Origin of the sequence: Pseudomonas sp. M47T1 (genome assembly GCF_000263855.1) — a bacterium.
Classification (GTDB): Bacteria; Pseudomonadota; Gammaproteobacteria; order Pseudomonadales; family Pseudomonadaceae; genus Aquipseudomonas.
Window position 1 is genome coordinate 65,139 of record NZ_AJWX01000021.1, and the last position, 17,056, is coordinate 82,194.

13 protein-coding genes are annotated in these 17,056 nt (G+C 62.6%); 8 read left to right on the forward strand and 5 right to left on the reverse strand.

What is annotated here, in order from left to right:
* Positions 1-169 precede the first annotated feature (169 nt).
* From PMM47T1_RS29915 to PMM47T1_RS20395, 3 genes are all read left to right on the forward strand, one after another.
* A complete protein-coding gene (locus tag PMM47T1_RS29915; RefSeq protein WP_008372476.1) occupies positions 170-340 on the forward strand; it encodes a hypothetical protein in 171 nt (56 codons plus the stop codon).
* 60 nt (positions 341-400) lie between these two features.
* Complete coding sequence (locus tag PMM47T1_RS20390; RefSeq protein WP_008372478.1) at positions 401-1,765, forward strand: glutamine synthetase family protein; 1,365 nt, start codon at positions 401-403, stop codon at positions 1,763-1,765.
* A 116-nt stretch (positions 1,766-1,881) separates the two neighbouring features.
* Positions 1,882-3,165: an NAD(P)/FAD-dependent oxidoreductase gene (locus PMM47T1_RS20395; protein WP_008372481.1), complete on the forward strand. Its 1,284-nt coding sequence runs from the start codon at positions 1,882-1,884 to the stop codon at positions 3,163-3,165.
* 102 nt (positions 3,166-3,267) lie between these two features.
* Here PMM47T1_RS20395 and fadD1 read toward each other — a convergent pair whose 3' ends face one another.
* The gene (gene fadD1, locus PMM47T1_RS20400; RefSeq protein WP_008372483.1) at positions 3,268-4,965 is read right to left on the reverse strand and encodes a long-chain-fatty-acid--CoA ligase FadD1; all 1,698 of its coding nucleotides are present in this window, start codon (positions 4,963-4,965) and stop codon (positions 3,268-3,270) included.
* Positions 4,966-5,284: 319 nt separating this feature from the next.
* A complete protein-coding gene (fadD2, locus tag PMM47T1_RS20405; protein ID WP_008372485.1) occupies positions 5,285-6,973 on the reverse strand; it encodes a long-chain-fatty-acid--CoA ligase FadD2 in 1,689 nt (562 codons plus the stop codon).
* Positions 6,974-7,175: 202 nt separating this feature from the next.
* Here fadD2 and PMM47T1_RS20410 point away from each other — a divergent pair, with 202 nt between their 5' ends.
* Both PMM47T1_RS20410 and PMM47T1_RS20415 read left to right on the forward strand, forming a co-directional pair.
* Positions 7,176-8,120 carry an alpha/beta hydrolase gene (locus PMM47T1_RS20410; protein WP_008372487.1) on the forward strand — a complete coding sequence of 315 codons (945 nt, stop codon included), beginning with the start codon at positions 7,176-7,178 and terminating at the stop codon, positions 8,118-8,120.
* A gap of 34 nt (positions 8,121-8,154) precedes the next feature.
* Positions 8,155-8,625 carry a MaoC family dehydratase gene (locus PMM47T1_RS20415; protein ID WP_008372490.1) on the forward strand — a complete coding sequence of 157 codons (471 nt, stop codon included), beginning with the start codon at positions 8,155-8,157 and terminating at the stop codon, positions 8,623-8,625.
* A gap of 296 nt (positions 8,626-8,921) precedes the next feature.
* Here PMM47T1_RS20415 and PMM47T1_RS30130 read toward each other — a convergent pair whose 3' ends face one another.
* A complete protein-coding gene (locus PMM47T1_RS30130) occupies positions 8,922-9,083 on the reverse strand; it encodes a hypothetical protein (RefSeq protein WP_008372491.1) in 162 nt (53 codons plus the stop codon).
* 60 nt (positions 9,084-9,143) lie between these two features.
* Positions 9,144-9,488, reverse strand: a complete 345-nt coding sequence (locus PMM47T1_RS20420; RefSeq protein WP_008372493.1) for a hypothetical protein — start codon at positions 9,486-9,488, stop codon at positions 9,144-9,146.
* Between the two features lie 255 nt (positions 9,489-9,743).
* On the opposite strand from PMM47T1_RS20420, the gene rapA reads away from it, so the two are divergent.
* Together rapA and PMM47T1_RS29920 are read left to right on the forward strand one after the other, a co-directional pair.
* A complete protein-coding gene (rapA, locus tag PMM47T1_RS20425) occupies positions 9,744-12,590 on the forward strand; it encodes an RNA polymerase-associated protein RapA (protein ID WP_008372496.1) in 2,847 nt (948 codons plus the stop codon).
* 186 nt (positions 12,591-12,776) lie between these two features.
* On the forward strand, positions 12,777-12,986 hold the full coding sequence (locus PMM47T1_RS29920; protein ID WP_008372498.1) for a hypothetical protein: 210 nt from the start codon (positions 12,777-12,779) through the stop codon (positions 12,984-12,986).
* Positions 12,987-12,990: 4 nt separating this feature from the next.
* On the opposite strand, the gene PMM47T1_RS20430 is transcribed toward PMM47T1_RS29920, so the two are convergent.
* On the reverse strand, positions 12,991-14,343 hold the full coding sequence (locus PMM47T1_RS20430) for a spinster family MFS transporter (protein ID WP_008372500.1): 1,353 nt from the start codon (positions 14,341-14,343) through the stop codon (positions 12,991-12,993).
* A gap of 340 nt (positions 14,344-14,683) precedes the next feature.
* On the opposite strand from PMM47T1_RS20430, the gene PMM47T1_RS20435 reads away from it, so the two are divergent.
* The gene (locus tag PMM47T1_RS20435) at positions 14,684-16,963 is read left to right on the forward strand and encodes a putative bifunctional diguanylate cyclase/phosphodiesterase (protein WP_008372501.1); all 2,280 of its coding nucleotides are present in this window, start codon (positions 14,684-14,686) and stop codon (positions 16,961-16,963) included.
* Positions 16,964-17,056 lie beyond the last annotated feature (93 nt).

Consider the following 17,056-nt stretch of genomic DNA (forward strand, 5'->3'; position numbering starts at 1 on the left):
TGCCAAGGGATATTGCATGGATGTGGTAGCTGGCTTGCCAGCGAGCTTCTCGCCCTCCCCAAACACTGGCTGGCAAGCCAGCTCTCACAATCGATGAATGTTTAGCGTAGCGCTTACCAAAGGTACGACAATCCTGATTTAACCGCCCCACGGCGCCATGCAACTATCCATGGCCATGATCCCTGTGACGCAACGTCCCGCCAGCATCGAACCCCGAGCCCCACGCCGGGCCGTGTGCCAGCGTCCGGGGGAAAACCCGCTGTTCAACATCATCCTGGCCTTCTGGGCCCTGTGGCACTGCCGCCACGCGCGCCCGCCAGACACCGCCCTCGCTGCCTGACCCAACCTTGTTCGCCGTCGTGAAGACGGACCGACCCCGTGTGCGCAAGCGAGAGCCCCCATGCATTTTGCCCCCCTGCAACAGGCCCAGGCCTTCCTGGACCAACACCCTCACATCGACATGTTCGAGCTGTTCATCCTCGACGCCAATGGCGTACCGCGCGGCAAACTGCTGCACCGCGATGAGCTGCTGGCCGTGTACCAAAGCGGCCGGCCGCTGCCCAGCACCATCCTGGGCCTGACCCTGAATGGCGATGACGTGGAAAACTCCGGCCTGGTGTGGGACGTGGGCGACATTGATTGCCGCGCCTACCCCCTGGAAGGCAGCCTGGTGCCCCTGCCCTGGCGCAAGATTCCCACTGCGGCGGTGCAGGTCAGCATGCACCCCAGCGAAGGTCTGCCCGCTACCGTCGCCGACCCGCGCCATGTGCTGGCACAGGTGATCGACGGGCTCAAGGCCGACGGTTTTCACCCGGTGATGGCCTGCGAACTGGAGTTCTACCTGCTGGACGCCAGGCTTGATGCCAACGGCCACCCGCAACCGGCGCTGGACGCCGATGGCCGCCGCCCCCGCGCCACCCAGGTGTACGGTTTGCGCGAATTGGAGCAGATCGAGCCGTTTCTTGCCGACCTGTATGCCGCCTGCAAAGCACAACGCATCCCGGCGCGCACGGCGATTTCCGAATACGCCCCCGGCCAGGTGGAAATCACCCTGGAACACGGTGAGGCCCTGCTGGCCATGGACCAGGCGGTGCGCTACAAACGCATCGTCAAGGGTGTGGCGCACCAGCACGGCATGCAGGCCTGCTTCATGGCCAAGCCCTTCGACCACCTGGCCGGCACTGGCATGCACATGCACGTCAGCCTGGCCGATGACCAGGGCCGCAACCTCTATGCCAGCGAGGACAAGGCTGGCACCGCGCTGCTGCGCCACTCGGTGGGCGGCATGCTGGAGCACTTGCTGGACAGCCTGTTGCTGTTCTGCCCCAACGCCAACTCTTATCGACGCTTCCAGGCCAACAGTTATGCGCCACTGGCACCGACTTGGGGGGTCGACAACCGTACGGTCAGCCTGCGGGTACCGGGCGGCCCGGCCAATACCCGGCATATCGAGCATCGCATCTGTGGCGCCGACGCCAACCCTTACCTGGCGGCCGCGGCCATCCTTGCGGCAATTCATGACGGCATTCGCCAGCAGCGCGACCCGGGAGAGCCGGTGCAAGGCAACGGCTACGCCCAGGCCACAACCTTGCTGCCCACCGATTGGCTGACCTCGCTCACCGCGCTGGAGCGCTCCGACTGGGCCCGGGAAGCGCTGGGCCAGGGCTTCCTCAACGTGTACCTGGCCGTCAAGCGCGCCGAGTACCGGCAGTTCATGGCCCACGTGGGAGAGCAGGATTGGCGCTGGTACCTCACCAACGCCTGAATTCCACACACCGACCTGTAGGAGCGGGCTGCGCACGCGAAGGCAACACCGCGCTGGCCGGTTCGCGGACACAGTCGCGCCTACAAGGACACTGCAGCGCTCAAAGGTTTTATCCCATGAATCAACGCATCAATTCGTACTACACCGCCACCCTCAATCAGGACACTGACTTCCCGGTGCTGCAAGGCACCCACAGCGTCGACGTGGCCATCATCGGCGGCGGTTTCACCGGCGTCGCCACGGCCGTGGAACTGGCCGAGAAAGGCCTGAAAGTGGCGATACTGGATGCCCACAAGATCGGCTGGGGCGCCAGCGGGCGCAACGGCGGCCAGGTCACCGGCAGCCTGTCGGGCGATGCCGCCATGCGCAAGCAGATGCGCCGCACCCTGGGCGACGAGGTGGACGATTTCATCTGGCACCTGCGCTGGCGCGGCCACGACATCATCAAGCAGCGCGTGGAGAAATACGCCATCGACTGCGACCTCAAGCACGGCCACCTGCACGCGGCCATGAAGCCGGTGCACATGAACGAACTGCGCGCCTCGCTGGAGCAAGCCCAGGCCCGCGGCATGGGCGAACACGTGACCCTGCTGGACCGGGCCGGCGTGCACCAGCACCTGGACAGCCCGCTGTACCTCGGCGCCCTGAAAAACACCCGCAACCTGCACCTGCACCCGCTCAACCTGTGCCTGGGCGAAGCCCGCGCGGCGCAATCACTGGGGGCTTTGATGTTCGAGAACAGCGAGGTGCGGGAGATTATCCATGGCCCGCGTCCTGCCGTAATCACGGCTCAGGGGCGAATCGAGGCCAAGCAGGTGCTGCTGGCCGGCGACGTTTACCACACGCTGGAACCCGGCCAGCTCAAGGGCAAGATTTTCCCGGCCATGGGCGGCATCGTCACCACCCGGCCGCTGGGCGAACTGGCGCACCAACTCAACCCTCAAGACCTGGCCGTGTACGACTGCCGTTTCGTGCTGGACTACTACCGCATGACCGCCGACGGCCGCCTGCTGTTTGGCGGCGGCGCCAATTACTCCGGCAAGGATTCACGGGACATTGCCGCCGAGCTGCGGCCGTGCATCGAGCGCACCTTTCCGCGCCTGAAGGGCGTGGACATCGAGTTCCAGTGGAGCTGCGCCATGGGCATCGTGGTCAACCGCATTCCGCAACTGGGCAAGCTGTCGGACAACGTCTGGTACTGCCAGGGCTATTCGGGGCATGGCATCGCCACCAGCCACATCATGGGGGAAATCATGGCCAATGCCATGACCGGCAGCCTGGGGCACTACGATACCTTTGCCGGCTGCAGCCACATCAAGGTGCCCATGGGCGATGTGCTGGGCAACCCGCTGTTGGCAGTGGGGATGTGGTACTACGGGATGCTGGAGAAGCTGCGCTAGCTGCAAGCTGCAAGCTGCAAGCTGCAAGCTGCAAGCTGCAAGCTGCAAGCTGCAAGGGGAGTATGGCTCTTGCAGCTTATAGCTTGAAACTTGCAGCTGCCGTCAGGCGATCTTCTTGAGGCCGAGCTTTTTCAGTTCTTCGTCGCGCAGCTCGCGGCGCAGGATCTTGCCGACGTTGGTGGTCGGCAGGCCATCGCGGAACTCCACCGAGCGCGGCACCTTGTAGCCGGTGACGTTGGCGCGCATGTGTTCCATCACCTGGTCCTTGGTCAGGGTCACGCCTGGCCGGGCCACGATGAACACCTTGATGGCCTCACCGGATTTTTCATCCGGTACGCCGATGGCCGCGCATTGCAGCACGCCCGGCAAAGTCACCAACACGTCTTCCAGTTCGTTGGGGTACACGTTGAAACCCGACACCAGGATCATGTCCTTCTTGCGATCGACGATGCGCATGTAGCCGTCATCCTGGATCACGGCGATGTCACCGGTCTTCAGCCAGCCTTCGGCATCAAGTATCTCGTCGGTGGCTTCCTGGCGCTGCCAGTACCCCTTCATCACCTGCGGGCCCTTGACGCACAGCTCGCCCACTTCGCCCAGGCCCAGTTCGCGGCCTTCGTCATCGGTGACCTTGCAACGGGTGGACGGTACCGGAATACCAATGGTGCCCACCTGGATGTTCTGGATCGGGTTGACCGTGGCCACCGGGCTGGTCTCGGTCATGCCGTAACCTTCGCAGATGGCGCAACCGGTCACGCTCTTCCAGCGATCGGCAGCAGCCAATTGCAGCGCCATGCCGCCGGACAGCGTGACCTTGAGCGCCGAGAAGTCCAGGTTGCGGAAGTCGGCGCTGTTGCACAGGGCCACGAACAGGGTATTCAGACCCACGAAGGCACTGAACTTCCACTTCGACAGTTCCTTGACCATGGCCGGCAGGTCGCGCGGGTTGCTGATCAGGATGTTGTGGTTACCGATCAGCATCATCGCCATGCAATGAAAGGTGAAGGCGTAGATGTGGTACAGCGGCAACGGGGTGATGAGGATCTCGCAGCCTTCGTTGAGGTTGGAGCCCATCAGCGCCTTGCATTGCAGCATGTTGGCAATCAGGTTGCGGTGGGTGAGCATGGCGCCCTTGGCCACGCCGGTGGTACCGCCGGTGTATTGCAGCACGGCCACATCGTTGGCGTCGGGGTTGGCCTCGCGTACCGGCTGGCCATGGCCCTTGCTCAACACGTCGTTGAACTTCACCGCGCTGGGCAGGTGGTATGGCGGCACCATTTTCTTCACGTACTTGATCACGCTGTTGACCAGCACGCGCTTGAGCGGTGGCAACAGGTCGGCGACCTGGGTGACGATGACGTGCTTGACAGCAGTCTTGGGCACCACGTGCTGCGCCAGATGGGCCATGTTGGCCAGGCACACTAAGGCCTTGGCACCGGAGTCATTGAACTGGTGCTCCATTTCCCGGGCGGTGTAGAGCGGGTTGGTATTGACCACGATCAGGCCGGCGCGAATCGCGCCGAACACCACCACCGGGTACTGCAAAACGTTTGGCAGTTGCACGGCGATTCGATCACCGGGCTGCAAATCGGTATGCTGTTGCAGGTACGCCGCGAAGGCGCCCGACAATTCGTACAGCTGGCCGTAGGTGAGCGTCTTGCCCAGGTTGCTGAACGCCGGCTTGTCGGCGAAACGCTGGCAGGACTGCTTCAACACAGCCTGGATATTCCGATACTCGTCAGGATTGATATCCGCGGAAATTCCCGCTGGGTACTTATCCTTCCAGAAATTTTCGACCATGGAAGCCCACTCCTCCAGCACAGCGAATTCGTCACCGCTTCGTATGCGATTATTATTGATAGGTGATCAAGGTGCGACAAGCACGATCGATCGAAAGCGCGCCGAGAGTAGCAGCTTTGGAATAGGTCGCATAGAGGCCGAATTGGCCTGATCGGTCACGTAAATGACTCTATGAATAGTGGCAGTCATTTTTAGAGTAAAAATACTATAAACCGACAACACTCATTGTGGGAGCGGGCTCTGCCCGCGAAAAGAACAGCGCGATGTGTCAGATATTTCGCGTTGTTGCTTTCGCGGGCAGAGCCCGCTTCCTCAGCGATCAGGCGGTGTCGCGCAACTCGCGGCGCAGGATCTTGCCCACGGCGGTCATTGGCAGCGACTCGCGCAGCACAATGTGCTTGGGCACCTTGTAGCCGGTGAAGTTTTCCTTGCAGTAGGCCTTGAGCTCTTCAAGGCTTACGCCGTTTTCACGCGGTACCACGAACAACTTCACCGCCTCGCCCGAGCGCTCGTCGGGAATGCCGATGCAGGCGCAGTTAGCCACCTTGGGATGGGCCATCATCACGTCCTCGATCTCGTTGGGGTACACGTTGAAACCCGAGACGATGATCATGTCCTTCTTGCGGTCCACGATGCGCACGAAACCGTCGGGGTCGATCACCCCAATGTCGCCGGTGCGCAGCCAGCCCTCGGCGTCCAACGCCTCGGCCGTGGCGTCGGGCCGCTGCCAGTAGCCCTTCATCACCTGCGGACCTTTCACGCACAACTCGCCGCGCTCGCCCAAGGGCCTCTCGTTGCCCTGGTCATCGACTATCTTGAGCTGCGTGCCCACCACCGGCAGGCCCACGGTGCCCAGGCGCGAGGCATCGCCATACGGGTTGGCGCTGACCACCGGCGAGGTTTCCGTCAGGCCGTAACCTTCGACAATGCAGCAGCCGGTGACTTTTTCCCAACGCTCGGCCGTGGCTTTCACCAGGGCGGTACCGCCCGAGTTGGTGACCTTGAGGTGCGAGAAGTCCAGGTCCTTGAACTCGGGGTGCTCCATTAGCGCCACGAATAGCGTGTTGAGCCCCAACAGCCCGGTGAACTGCCACTGCTTGAGTTCCTTGATGAACGCCGGAATGTCGCGGGGGTTGCTGATCAGCACGTTGTGGTTGCCAGTGACCATCATGCCCATGCAGTTCGCCGTGAACGCATAAATGTGGTAAAGCGGCAATGGCGCAATCATCACCTCCTGGCCCTCGCGCAGGATCTTCACGCCGTGCGCGTCGGTCTGCTCGAAGCAGCACAGCACCTGCAGCATGTTGGCCACCAGGTTGCCATGGGTGAGCATCGCGCCCTTGGACAAGCCGGTGGTGCCGCCGGTGTACTGCAGCACGGCGATGTGTTCCTGGGTCAGCGGCACCGGCGTCAGCGTCTGGCCACGGCCAAGGCCCAGCGCGCGCTTGAAGGGGATGGCCTGGGGCAGGTCGAAGGCTGGCACCTTCTTCTTCACCTTGTCCACCAGGGTGTTGACCAGCCAGCCCTTGGCCGCCGGCATCAGGTCGCCCATGCGCGCCTCGATCAGGTAGCTGATCTGGGTGTCGAGCAGCACTTCCTGCACCAGCTTGCCGAACATGTTCAGGTACACCAGCGCGCGGGCGCCGGAATCCTTGAACTGATGACGCATTTCCCGCGCGGTGTACAGGGGGTTGGTGTTGACCACGATGAGCCCTGCGCGCAAGGCGCCAAACACCACGATGGGGTATTGCAGCACGTTGGGCAACTGCACGGCGATACGGTCGCCGGGCGCAAGGTCGGTCTCGTTCTGCAGGTAGGCCGCGAAATCGGCGCTGTAGCGGTCCAGTTCCGCGTAGGTCAGGGTCACGCCCAGGTTGCTGAAGGCGGGGCGGTCGGCGAACTTCTTGCAGGAACGCTCGAACACCTCGACCACCGACCGGTAAGCCCCCAGATCCAGCGTGGTGGGCACCCCGGCCGGGCGTTTATCGTTCCAGAATTCAGCATGCATTATTATTGTCCTCTTGCCTGAGCCGTTTCGAGCCGCCAGCTCCATGGGTAATGGCGGTGCCTTGCCGACGTTAGCAGTTAAGCAAGGCCTGGCAAACACGCCAGGTGCCGTCATTAACATCATGAATCTAAATGCTGCGCCGCGCTGGATACGGCCATGGGCTATACAATGAGGCGTCCCCTCCCCCGCGCAAGGAATCGCCATGCTCGCCCAGGCATTCTGGCTTGAGGCCAGTGATCATTGTCAGCTGTATGTGCACGCCTGGCTGCCGGAGGGGCCGCCACGCGCCGCGCTGCTGCTGGCCCACGGCATGGCCGAGCACGGCGGCCGCTATGCACGCCTGGGCCAGGCGCTGACGGCCGCGGGCCTGGCCTTGTACGTGCCGGACCTGCGCGGCCATGGGCGCACCGCCGAAAGTGGCATGCTGGGCCACTATGCCGACCGCAACGGCTGGAACCAGGTACTGGATGACTTGGCGCTGCTCAGCCGGCATGTCCACCTGGCCCATCCGGCCACGCCACTGTTCCTGATGGGCCACAGCATGGGCAGTTACCTGGCGCAAGGTTACCTGCTGCACCATAGCGCCAGCCTGCAGGGCGCGGTTTTGTGTGGTTCCAACTACCAGCCCGCCGCGCTGTACCGCGCAGCACGGCTCATTGCCCGCCTGGAAAGCTGGCGCCAGGGCCCGCGTGGCCGCAGTGCGCTCATCGAGATGCTATCGTTCGGCTCGTTCAACAACGCCTTCAAGCCCAACCGCACGGCGTTTGACTGGCTGAACCGCGACCCGGCCGAGGTTGACGGCTATATCAATGACCCGTTGTGCGGCTTTCGCTGCACAAACCAATTGTGGCTCGACCTGCTGGCTGGCCTGGCGCAGATCAGCCAACCGGGGCACCTGGCACAGATCGATCGCAGCTTGCCGATGCTGGTAATGGGAGGTTCATGTGATCCGGTGAGCCAGGGCAAGCGTCTCACTGATCTGGCCCAGGCATTGGGGCGCAACGGCAATCAGCGGATTGCCCTGACAATCTACCCCCAGGCCCGCCACGAGGTACTCAACGAAATCAACCGCGAGCAGGTGACCACCGACCTGCTCGCCTGGCTGCAGCAGGCCCTGGCGATCCAGCGCCCGGCGCGCAGCGAATAGCGTTTTCACTGATGAATACAAGGAACCGTCACCCATGACCCAGGTTACCAACACGCCCTACGAAGCCCTTGAAGTCGGCCAGAAAGCCACGTTCAGCAAGACCGTGGAAGAGCGCGACATCCAGCTGTTCGCCGCCATGTCGGGCGACCACAACCCGGTGCACCTGGACGCCGAATTCGCCGCCTCCACCATGTTCAAGGAGCGTATCGCCCACGGCATGTTCAGCGGCGCACTGATCAGCGCCGCCGTGGCCTGCGAGCTGCCTGGGCCGGGCACCATTTACCTGGGGCAGAAAATGAGCTTCCAGAAGCCGGTGAAAATCGGCGACACGCTGACCGTGCGCCTGGAAATCCTGGAAAAGCTGCCAAAATTCCGCGTGCGCATCGCCACCCAGGTGTTCAACCAGCGTGACGAGATGGTGGTGGATGGCGAAGCCGAGATCCTGGCGCCGCGCAAAGAGCAGACCGTGAACCTGGTCAGCCCGCCGCCCATCACCATCGGCTGATATCCCATTTCTGGGGCAGCAGTCTGTGGGGGAGTGGGCTCTGCCCACGAAAAGGGCACCGCGTACCGTCAGAAAAAATCGCCGTGTTCTCTTCGCGGGCAGACCCCGCTCCCCTCGCGGGCGAAAAAAGGTTCTGAACCGATTGACGGGAATACCCTGCGATATTCATAAAAAAATGGGCGACCGAAGTCGCCCTAAATGCCTTGCGTGCTCTGTTGAAGCGCAAGCCTTGCTTGCGTTCGATGGAGCAAAGATAACGAAGGGCGCCCAAGGGAAAACTGACTCAGGTCAAGGTTTCAACGCTTCTTGGGTTTCTTCTTCGGTTTTTTCTTCACCGCAGCCAGCGGCATGGCCTGCTCGAACTGCTGGCGCATGTCGTTCAGGCGCTTGTCGTTGAGGTCATGGACGCGCTTGGCGCGTTCAGCGGAGAAATCGATCAGCTTATCGTCCTGGCTCATGGTCACTACGTCAGGTGGGGCAAGGGTCAGCCTGCATAATGGCGGCAGACGCGCGCCGGATCAAACCTCAATGTCTACCCACAGGCCCTGACGCGGCTCGTCGTCGATCAACGGCGCCACCGGCACGGTGTTGTCGGCGTTCAACTCATGGCCCGGCACCGGCAGGTGCGCCTCGGGGTCGTTCTCGGCCTCTTCACGCTGGCGCTGTCGACGCCGCTGGCGCTCCTCCTCCTCGCGCAACAGCAAGGCCGCGGTTTCCCGGTCGCGCTGGCGCAGGTCGATCTCGCTCTCGTCCGAGGTCGGCTGGGTCGGGGTAACCGGCGCAATCACCGTGGGCGCGGGTCGGACCGGGTCCAGCTGCGACGTCACGGGGACTACGCTGAGGGGAAGGATGGGTGGCAACATGGTGGTAGGCTCTCCTGTTGCCGGGGTAACGGCGGCAGGTGGGGCGGCTTGAAGTTTTTCTCCTTGAAGTATCGACTCCGTCACACTAAGTATAGTTGCGAGCACGCGCTGCAAGCTGCAAGAAAGCCGGGCGGTGCTGTTGCTCGCAGCTTTCTGCTTGAAGCTTGCAGGTGCATTTACCCGACGAGACTCTTTGGCCCTCAAGCCCATCATCCGGTACCATAGTCGGCTTTTTCATGGCGGGAGTCAGGCAGCATGGCGCAGCAGTATCAACCGGGGCAACGCTGGATTAGCGACAGCGAAGCAGAGCTGGGTCTTGGCACCGTTCTGGCACAGGACGGTCGCTTGTTGACCGTGCTCTACCCGGCCACTGGCGACACTCGCCAATATGCCCTGCGCAACGCGCCGCTGACCCGGGTGCGGTTCTCTCCAGGTGACCAGATCACCCATTTCGAAGGCTGGAAGCTGACGGTGCAGGAAGTCGAGGACGTCGACGGCCTGCTGGTCTACCACGGTCTCGACGCACAGAACCAACCGTGCAGCCTGCCGGAAACGCAACTGTCGAACTTCATCCAGTTCCGCCTGGCCAGTGACCGCCTGTTCGCCGGCCAGATCGACCCGCTGGCCTGGTTCTCGCTGCGCTACAACACCCTGGAGCACACCAGCAAGCAATTGCAGTCCTCGCTGTGGGGCCTGGGTGGCGTACGTGCGCAACCCATCGCGCACCAACTGCACATTGCCCGCGAAGTGGCCGACCGCATTGCGCCGCGGGTTCTGCTGGCAGACGAAGTGGGCCTGGGCAAAACCATCGAAGCCGGCCTGGTCATCCACCGCCAACTGCTGTCGGGCCGCGCCAGCCGCGTGCTGATCCTGGTGCCGGAGAACCTGCAGCACCAGTGGCTGGTGGAAATGCGTCGCCGCTTCAACCTGCAGGTCGCCCTGTTCGACGCCGAACGCTTCATTGAAAGCGACGCCGGCAACCCCTTCGAGGACGCGCAACTGGCGCTGGTCTCGCTGGAGTGGCTGACCGAAGACGAAAAGGCCCAGGACGCACTGTTCGCCGCCGGTTGGGACCTGCTGGTGGTCGACGAGGCTCACCACCTGGTATGGCACGAAACCAAGCCAAGCCCGCAGTATTCGCTGGTGGAGCAACTGGCCGAGGTCATCCCCGGCGTACTGCTGCTCACCGCCACCCCGGAACAGCTGGGCCAGGACAGCCACTTCGCGCGCCTGCGTCTGCTGGACCCCAACCGTTTCCACGACCTGGCCGCTTTCCGTGCCGAGAGCGAACATTATCGCCCGGTGGCCGAAGCCGTTCAGGAACTGCTGGACCAGGGCCGTTTGTCGCCCAAGGCCCACGCCACCATTCATGACTTCCTTGGCGCCGAGGGCGAAGCCCTGCTGACCGCGGTCAACGATGGCGACACCGAAGCCGCTGCCCGCCTGATCCGCGAACTGCTGGACCGCCACGGCACCGGCCGCGTGCTGTTCCGCAATACCCGCGCCGCCGTGCAGGGTTTCCCTGAGCGCAAGCTGCACCCCTACCCGCTGGCCAACCCGGACGAGTACATGGAGTTGCCGCTGGGCGAACACGCCGAGCTGTACCCGGAAGTGGCGTTCCAGGCCCAGGCCGAGACCGACGAGGAAAACCGCTGGTGGCGTTTCGACCCGCGCGTGGAATGGCTGATCGACCAGCTGAAGATGCTCAAGCGCACCAAGGTGTTGGTCATCTGCGCCCACGCCGAAACCGCCATGGACCTGGAAGACGCTCTGCGCGTGCGTTCCGGCATTCCGGCCACGGTGTTCCACGAGGGCATGAACATCCTCGAGCGTGACCGCGCCGCCGCCTACTTTGCTGATGAAGAGTTCGGCGCCCAAGTGCTGATCTGCTCGGAAATCGGCAGCGAAGGCCGCAACTTCCAGTTCGCCCATCACCTGGTGATGTTCGACCTGCCGGCCCACCCGGACCTGCTGGAGCAGCGTATCGGCCGTCTGGACCGTATCGGCCAGAAGCACATCATCGAACTGCACGTGCCGTACCTGCAGGACAGCCCGCAAGAGCGCCTGTTCCAGTGGTACCACGAAGCGCTGAACGCCTTCCTCAACACCTGCCCGACCGGCAACGCCCTGCAGCATCAGTTCGGCCCGCGCCTGCTGCCACTGCTGGAAGGTGGCGATGACGATAACTGGGAAGCCCTGGTGACCGAGGCCCGCACCGAACGCGAGCGCCTGGAAACCGAGCTGCACACCGGTCGCGACCGCCTGCTGGAACTCAACTCTGGCGGTGGCGGCGAAGGCAAGGCGCTGGTGGAAGCCATCGAGGAGCAGGATGACCAGTTCGCCCTGCCGATCTACATGGAAACCTTGTTCGACGCCTTCGGCATCGACAGCGAAGACCACTCCGACAACGCGCTGATTCTCAAGCCAAGCGAAAAAATGCTCGACGCCAGCTTCCCGCTGGGCGACGACGAAGGCGTGACCATCACCTACGACCGCCACCAGGCGCTGTCACGCGAAGACATGCAGTTCATCACTTGGGAACACCCCATGGTGCAGGGCGGCATGGACCTGGTGCTGTCCGGCTCCATGGGCAATACCGCCGTGGCGCTGATCAAGAACAAGGCGCTCAAGCCAGGTACCGTGCTGCTGGAACTGCTGTACGTGAGTGAAGTGGTTGCCCCGCGCGCCCTGCAGCTGGGTCGCTACCTGCCTCCGCAAGCGCTGCGCTGCCTGCTGGACACCAACGGCAATGACCTGTCTTCGCGCGTCTCGTTCGAGACCCTCAACGACCAGCTGGAAAGCGTGCCCAAGGCCAGCGCCAACAAGTTCATACAGGCCCAACGCGACGTACTCACCCCGCGTATCAACGCCGGCGAGACCAAAGTGTTGCCGCGCCACGAAGAACGCGTGGCCGAAGCCAAGCGCCGCCTGGCCGCCGAGACCGAAGAAGAGTTGGCTCGCCTGACCGCCCTGCAGGCCGTCAACCCTACCGTACGCGACAGCGAACTGGACGCCCTGCGCAAGCAGCGTGAACAAGGGCTGGCGATGTTCGAAAAGGCGGCGTTGCGCCTGGAAGCGATTCGGGTGCTGGTGGCGGGTTAACCCCGTCGCTTGAGTTGAAAAGAGGGCCCGCGCATTGCGGGCCTTTTTTTATTGGCAAACGCCAATAATTATCTGGCCCCACCCCGGTCCCCGCAGCCTTACCTTGCAAGCCTGCCACCCACTTTGGCCACGGGGCAGGAAAGCATGAAGGTCTGTCATAGCGTGTGCAAACTGCCGGCGCAGTGAGTGCCTGACGATGATGACGAGGGTCAACTGCCCTGCGCCAGCCCCCAGCTGACCACCCAAAGGATAGCCAAGCCAGACTTGCGCCGGGAGATGGTAAAGCTCAGCAGTCAAACCCTTCATGACGCCCGAGAGGTTATCGCCAAGGTTCCCGCCAGCGCCTATCGCGAGCTGTGCCTGTACATCCTGAAATACAAAAAACCCATGATGTGAACGGCTAAGCGCCGACCGCCAGCCCGGCGGTCGGTTGGGCGGCTACTGTCATCCCCTCGCGCATCCGCGCCGCATCACGCTTGAAGCTGCGCGCCGCCAGCGCCAGAAACACCAGGGTCAGCACCAACGCCACCGGAATCGAAAACATCGCGTCGTGCAGGCCCACGGCCTTGAACGGTTCACTCATTTGCGTGGCCCCGGCCGCTGCCATGGCCTGATGGGCGAAGCGATCGCTCAGCAACCCCGCCACTACTGGCCCCAGCGACCCACCCAGCAAGTACAGCCCGGCAAAAAACAACGCCATGGCCGTGGCGCGCATGCGCGGGTGCACCACTTCCAGAATGGCCGTGTAGGCACAGGTATAGAACGCGTAACTGAAGAACCAGCCAAAGCCGAACACCGCCACGAACAGGCCGATCTCAATTTGCCCCGCCGCCAGCGCCCACGTAGTGGCACAGGCCGCCACCATCATGCAGCTGGCTGCCAGCACCAGGCGGCCATTAGCTATGCGTTGTTGCACCTTGTCCGCCACCCAGCCTCCCAGTGTCAGGCCCACAAGGCCGGTGACGCCAACGATAAGCCCGGTGGCCACCGCAGCCTGATGCAGCGGCAAGTGAAAGTAGCGTTGCAGCAACGGCACCATAAAGCTGTTGCAGGCATAGGTGGCGAAGTTGAACGCCAGGCCCGCCAGCACCAACCAGCAAAACGTGGGGATGGCCAGCAAACGCCGCAACGGCTTGTCCAACGGCAACTGCGACACCGGCTCGGCTTCTGCAGCACCGCGGGCCGGCTCGCGAATGGTGAACATGAACAACGCCAGCAACAATCCTGGCACCGCCGCCACAAAGAACGGCGCACGCCAGTTGCCAAAGAATTCGACCATGGCACCAATGGTGAAGAACGCCAGCAGCAAGCCCAGGGGCAGGCCCAGCATGAAGACACCCATGGCGCGACCACGCCGCTGGGGCGGGAACAGGTCGCCGATCAGCGAGTTGGCCGCCGGGGCGTAGCTGGCCTCGCCAATGCCGATGCCCATGCGCACCAGCAGAAAGGTCCAAAACCCTGCGACAAAGCCGTTTACCGCGGTCAGCGCACTCCACACTGCCAGGCCCCAGCCCATCATCTTGCGCCGCGAACCGCGGTCGGCCATGCGCCCCAGCGGAATGCCCGCTACTGCATAGATCAAGGTAAACGCCGTACCGGCGATACCCAGTTCAAAATCGCTCAGATGCCACTCCATGCGCAGCGGCTCGATGATGATGGCCGGAATGGTGCGATCGAAGAAATTAAACAAGTTGGCCAGGAACAGCAGGAACAAAATACGCCACGCATGGGGCGCCTGGGCGGATAAGGGCATGGAAGGCACTCGCTGTTATTGTTGTAGAGGCCAGATGAAATCTAGAAGGTGAATGGGCAAATGTCCGCTGGATCAGCTAGCGTGATGGTAGGCCATAGGCAGTAGCAGCCGATGACACTGTGAGCGCTAGCTTGCCAGTGCCCAACAAGAGACCGTTGTGGCGACGCGGTGATCGATTCGACCGCGCGCTCAAGTGGATGTCGACGGCTTAGTGCATTTTGCTATTGTATTGATTACGAAATGATTGGCATCACTTTGCCAGCAGCAAAACGTCACCTTCTACACTGATGGTAACTCGCCGCCTCCGGGTGGCATGGGAGCGTTCGTTCAGAGGCACGCTATGGATTGGCTAGGTTTACACTTCATCGGCGACCTGCCGGACAGCGGGCAGATCCTGCTCAACTGCAGCCACAATCCGTTTCTGGTTCTGCTGGCCTACCTGGTGGCCTGTTCGGGCAGCTTTGCCACCCTGGACATGGCCGAGCGTATCAGCCACGTGGAGCGGCCCGGCGCCCGCCATCAATGGCGCTGGATTGGCGCGCTGTGCCTGGCCGGCGGCATCTGGGCCATGCACTTCATCAGCATGCTGGCGTTCGAAACGCCCATCGAGATGCACTTCGACTTGCCCATCACCGTGGTGTCGCTGCTGATTGCCCTGATAGCCGGCCTATTGGCCATGACTACCCTGAGCCGGGAAACCATTACCCTGCTCGACTACGTCAAGAGTTCAATCGGCATCGGCCTGAGCATTGCCGGCATGCACTACGTCGGCATGATCGCCATGCGCTCCAACGCCACCCAGTATTTCAAACCCGGGCTGTTCAGCCTGTCCATTGTAGTCGCCATTGTCGCCAGTTTCGCCGCCTTGATGCTGGCTCGGCACTTCCGCACCGGCAGCGGTACGTTCCACCAACTGCTCAAGTACAGCGCCAGCCTGTTGATGGGTGCCGGCATCGTGGCCACCCATTTCCTGGGCATGTGGTCGCTGGTGATGGCCGTACCGCAAGGCAGCGCACTCCACGCGCCCATGGTGGATAACAGCCTGGAACTGGGCCTGACCGTGGCGTTCATCACCTTGCTGATCATTGCCAGCAGCCTCAGCGCAGCCCTGGCCGACAAGAAACTGCAAAGCAAGGAGCACGACCTGCGCCGGGTCAATGCGCTGCTCAGCCAGCTGGACCAGGCCCGGGTGTCGTTGCAGCAGGTGGCGCATTACGACGCCCTGACCAACCTCATCAACCGGCGCGGCTTCAACCAGCTGTTTGGCGAGAAACTCATCGAACAAAAGCTCAACGGCGGCATGCTGGCGGTGATGTTCCTGGACATCGACCACTTCAAACGCATCAATGACAGCCTGGGCCATGATGCTGGCGACGACCTGCTGAAAGTCATCGCCGGGCACATCAAGAGCGCCACCCGCAGCCATGCCGATGTGGTGGCGCGCTTTGGCGGCGACGAATTCTGCATCCTGATTGGCATGAACAACCGTGACGAGGCGCGGCACATGGCCCAGCGCATCATGCAGAAAATGAAGGAGCCCATCGACCTGGCCGGTCGCCGCATGGTGATGACCACGAGCATCGGCATCAGCGTATTCCCCGACGATGGCGACACCTGCGAAGAACTGCTGAAGCACGCCGACCTGGCGCTGTATCAATCCAAGGGCGCCGGGCGCAATGCCCTGCATTTCTTCAGCGCCAACCTGCGCACCAAGGCCACCCTGGAGTTGCAGCTAGAAGAAGAACTGCGCAACGCCCTGCGCTCGGGCAGCGAGCTGGAGTTGTTCTACCAGCCTATCTTCGACCTGCACAGCGGCCAGGTAGCCAAGCTCGAAGCACTGATTCGCTGGCGCCACCCTCAACACGGCCTGCTCACCCCCGACCGGTTCATCCCCATCGCCGAAGCGAACGGACTGATCGCCGAGCTGGACCACTGGGTGCTCAAGCGCGCCTGCTGCGACCTGGCCCACCTGGGCCACAATGGCTGCGAGCAATTGAAGATCACCGTCAACTGCTCAGCCTTGAACCTGGCCCGCGAGGAACTGGTGGACGAAATTCGTGACGCCTTGGCCAGCGCCGGCGTGGCACCGCAACGCCTGGAACTGGAAGTGACCGAAAACGCGCTGATGGGCAATATTGCCGCCACCATCAGCCTGCTCTCGCAAATCCGCGCCCTGGGCGTGTCGTTGTCAATCGATGACTTCGGCACCGGCTATTCCTCGCTGGCCTACCTCAAGCGCCTGCCGCTGGACACCTTGAAGATCGATCGTTCGTTCATCCAGGACATTCCGCGCTCGGCCGCAGACATGGAAATTGTCCAGGCGATCATCGTCATGGCCCACACCCTGCACCTGCAGGTGGTAACCGAAGGCGTCGAGACCGTGCAGCAGTACGAATTTCTCAACAGCTATGGCTGCGACTACGTGCAGGGTTACCTGCTCAGCAGGCCGGTGGCCCTGGCCGAACTGCGACCGATACTCGACCAATTGAACGAACACCTCAGCGCAACAGGCAGCGAATTCACCTACCCGGTGCCTGCACGCGCCAGCGATGAACGCGTGGTACGCGACCTGTTCGCCGACGCCCCCACGCTTCACCCCCTGGCCCGGCCCGCAAGGTAACCCCTTAGCGTGGGTAGGGAGAACCCCTATCGCTGAGACAGATGACGCACTGTACAGTCGCCGCTCCTCATTCCGTGATGGCGCGTTGATATT